This window comes from Cupriavidus sp. HPC(L) (genome assembly GCF_000307735.3).
In the GTDB taxonomy this organism is placed as follows: Bacteria; Pseudomonadota; Gammaproteobacteria; order Burkholderiales; family Burkholderiaceae; genus Cupriavidus.
Window position 1 is genome coordinate 1 of sequence record NZ_AMPR02000284.1, and the last position, 3,094, is coordinate 3,094.

Annotated in this window: 2 protein-coding genes and 2 pseudogenes; 2 read left to right on the plus strand and 2 right to left on the minus strand. The window is 71.0% G+C overall.

The features are described 5' to 3' along the window. Together B551_RS15700 and B551_RS27105 are read left to right on the plus strand one after the other, a co-directional pair. Positions 1–820 (plus strand): prenyltransferase/squalene oxidase repeat-containing protein (locus B551_RS15700; RefSeq protein WP_023264490.1); only part of this gene is annotated, 820 nt, incomplete at its 5' end. 161 nt (positions 821–981) lie between these two features. Beyond that, positions 982–1,416: pseudogene (locus B551_RS27105) on the plus strand (squalene--hopene cyclase); the annotation flags it as partial. Positions 1,417–1,553: 137 nt separating this feature from the next. On the opposite strand, the gene B551_RS15710 reads toward B551_RS27105, so the two are convergent. Both B551_RS15710 and B551_RS26640 read right to left on the minus strand, forming a co-directional pair. Continuing rightward, positions 1,554–2,411, minus strand: coding sequence for a VacJ family lipoprotein (locus tag B551_RS15710; RefSeq protein ID WP_371259317.1), 858 nt, complete (start codon positions 2,409–2,411; stop codon positions 1,554–1,556). A 48-nt stretch (positions 2,412–2,459) separates the two neighbouring features. After that, a pseudogene (locus B551_RS26640) lies at positions 2,460–3,094 on the minus strand (RND transporter); the annotation flags it as partial.

The following is a 3,094-nucleotide window of genomic DNA, read 5'->3' on the forward strand; positions in this document are numbered from 1 at the left end:
GGCGCTCGATCGCGCCGCGCGCGGCGATGCGCGCTGGCAGGGCCGCGTCGGGCCCGCGCTGGCCCGGGCCCGCGAATGGATCGAAGGCATGCAAAGCGGCGACGGCGGCTGGGGCGCCTTCGAACCGGAGAACACGCACAGTCATCTGAACAGCATCCCGTTCGCCGATCATGGCGCGCTGCTCGACCCGCCGACCGCCGACGTGTCGGCGCGCTGCCTGTCGATGCTGGCGCAGTTGGGCCAATTGCCTGCAAACAGCCGCGCCGCCGCGCAGGCGCTGCGCTATCTGCTGGGCGAGCAGGAGGCCAACGGCAGCTGGTATGGACGCTGGGGTACCAACTACCTGTATGGCACCTGGAGCGCGTTGTGCGCGCTGCAGGCGGCGGGGCTCGGGCCCGAGGCGGCGCCGGTCCGCCGCGCCGCGCAATGGCTGCTGTCGGTGCAGAACGACGACGGCGGCTGGGGCGAGGACGGCAGCAGCTACCGGCTCGACTACCGCGGCCACGAGAGCGCGCCGAGCACGCCGTCGCAGACCGCCTGGGCGCTGCTGGGGCTGATGGCGGCCGGCTGCCGCGGTCTGCCGGCGGTCGCGCGAGGTATCGACTATCTGCTGCGCGAGCAGCGCGCCGACGGGCTGTGGGACGAGCAGCATTACACCGCGGTGGGCTTTCCGCGCGTGTTCTATCTGCGCTATCACGGCTATGCGCGGTATTTCCCGCTGTGGGCGCTGGCGCGATATCGCAATCTCGAGGGCGTCCGCAAACCGGCCGACGCCAACGATGCCAACGATGCCGCGGGCCGCATGCCATGGGGCATGTGAGCGAAACCGGCAGCCGCATCGATGCCGGCGCGCCGCGCTGGCTCGTCGTCACCGGCATGGCCTTCGAGGCGCGGCTGCTGTCGTGGCCCGGCGCGACGACGCTGAGCGGTCTGCGGGGCGATGCGCTGGATGCCGCGCTGGATGGCGCGCTGAATGCCGCGATGATCGCTGCCTTGCATGACGGCGCCGGATCGGCGCCGCGCTATGCGGGGTTGATCAGCTTCGGGGTGGCAGGCGGGCTCGACCCCGCGCTGCCGGCTGGCAGCGTGATCGTGGCCGATGCCGTCGCCACGCAAGGCTCGCGCTTCGACACCGATGCCCGCTGGTCCAGGGCGATTCGCCTGGCATTGCCCGCGGCCGTCGGCGGAACCATCGCGGGCGTCGATACGCCGGCCGCGGCCGTTGCCGACAAACGGGCGCTGCATGCGGCGACCGGCGCGGTGGCGGTCGACATGGAATCGCACCGGATCGCCGCCGCAGCGCGCGCGGCGGGGCTGCCTTTCGTCGTGTGCCGGGCGATCGCCGATCCGGCGGGGCGGCGCATTCCGCCGGCCGCACTGGCCGCGTTCGGCGCGGATGGCGGCATCGCGATGCGCGCGCTATGCGCAAGCGTGCTCAAGCAACCCGCGCAATTGCGCGAACTGCTGCGGCTTGCCGGCGATACCGCCGCGGCGCAACGGGGATTGCGCCGGCTGGCGGCCGCACTGCGGTGCTCGGCGGGTCGATCCCGCGATCATGGGGCGGCGGGAGCCGGAGCAGGGACCGAGCCCGGTGCGTCGGTCGATGGCGAAGCGCCGCCCGCCGCGCCGTCTCCTTCGTCTCCTTCGTCGCGGTCGTCGCCGTCATCGCCATAGTCGGGCAGATCGCCGGCCTCGCCGCCGCGCAGCCGCTGGCGGCGCTGCTGCAGATAGGCGTCGCGCACGAAGCTGTATTTGTCCAGCGCGGCCTGCTCCAGCAGGCTGGTGGCATCGAGCAGATTGGTGCGCGTATTGATGAACTGCAGCGCGAACAGGCTGTTGCGCCAGGCCGGGTCCATGTAGGTGACCGGATCGGTGAACACGTCCCCGGCCATGCCGATGCCGTCGCGCACGGTGCTGGGCCCGAACAGCGGCAGCACCAGATACGGCCCCGACGGCACGCCCCAGGTGCCCAGCGTCAGGCCAAGATCCTGCGGATGTCGTGGGAGCCCGGCCGGCGTGGCGATATCGATCAGTCCGCCCAGGCCCAGCACGGTATTGATCGCAACGCGCATCACGCTCTCGGCCGCCGCGACGCCTTTGCCCTGCAGCAGGTTGTTGATCGCGTTGCCGACGTCGCCGACGTTGTTGAACACATTGGTCACCGCGGTGCGTACCGGCTGCGGCGTGACGCGGCGATAGCCCTTGGCGACCGGCACGGCGACATAGGTGTCGATCTTGTCGTTGACCGTATAGATCGCGCGGTTCATCGGTTCCAGCGGATCGGCCGGGTTGGCGTTGGGCCCGGTCGCGCAGGCACCGCAACACAGCGCGGCGAGCGGCACCAGCTGGGCCAGCCGGCGCAGCAGTAATGGAGCGGGCGAAGGAGACAACGGGGGCGAGGGCTCTGGCATGGCGATCATGGTGGCGTCGTGGTCGGTCCGTCCGCGGTCCAGGACAATTCAGCGCGACTGGCGTGGCCGTCCCATCAGGATAGGCTGGAAAAACACCGCGCCGGCCAGCGTACAGACCAGCGACAGCGCCAGCAGCTTGCCCATGCTGGCGGTGCCGGCATGGTTGGACAGCCACAGGCTGCCGAACGCGGTCGCGGTGGTGGCCGCGCTGAACAGTACCGCATGGGTCAGGCTCGACTGCAGCAGGCCGGTCTTGCCCTCGCGCCATGCGATCACATAGTAGATCTTGAAGGCAACGCCGATGCCAAGCAGCAACGGCAGCGCGATCACGTTGGCAAAGTTCAGCGCGATGCCGAACACCACGCACAGCTCGAGCGTCAGCACCGCCGAGACCAGCAGCGGCACCAGCGTGCGCAGCACGTCGCCGAAGCGGCGCAGCGTCAGCCACAGCAACACCGCGATCGACAACACCGCCCAGGCGCCGGCCTGTGCGAACGCGCTCAGGATGGTGTGGGCCGAGCCGCGCCCCGCGATCGGCCCGCCGGTGGCTTCCGGCGCGATCGCCAGTACCGTGGGAACGAAGACATCGAGCGCCGCCTCGCGCGCCCGTTCGCCGGGCGGCAGGCGCGGGCTGACGGTGACCAGCGCGCGGCCGTCGGGCGTCAGCCAGTCGCGCACCAGCT

Coding starts and splice junctions, on each gene's coding strand:
- B551_RS15710 (WP_371259317.1), bottom strand. CDS start 2,411: ATGCCAGAGCCCTCGCCCCCGTTGTCTCCTTCGCCCGCTCCATTACTG.